Below are 360 nucleotides of genomic sequence, written 5' to 3' on the forward strand. Positions count from 1 at the left end.
AGGCCTGGCCACGGCCAGGCAAGGTGACGTCAATGGACTCGGCGGCGAGCTTGGCCGCAAGATCGGCCTCCTCGAGCGACGCCTTGCGCGCATTGAGAACCTCTGTGACACGCTCCTTGGCGACGTTGATCAGCGCACCGACTTGCGGACGCTCTTCAGCCGGCAAATTCCCCAGGGTCTTCATCACCTGAGTCAATTCACCCTTTTTGCCAAGGTAGTGAACCCGGATTTGCTCCAGGGCATTGATATCTTCAGCGCTTTGCACAGCCTCAAGAGCTTGAGCAACGAGCGCGTCCAGGTTTTCCATGTACAGACTCCAGATACAAAATAGGGGAAGAGCTTGAAGGCTCTTCCCCTATT

Annotated in this window: 1 pseudogene; it reads right to left on the bottom strand. The window is 56.7% G+C overall.

Annotated elements, in window-relative coordinates:
• Positions 1-307, bottom strand: a pseudogene (locus AC3XQU_RS23305) (phenylalanine--tRNA ligase subunit alpha); the annotation flags it as partial.
• Positions 308-360: the final 53 nt, after the last annotated feature.

The sequence above is a fragment of the Telluria sp. AZSoR62 genome (genome assembly GCF_058111565.1).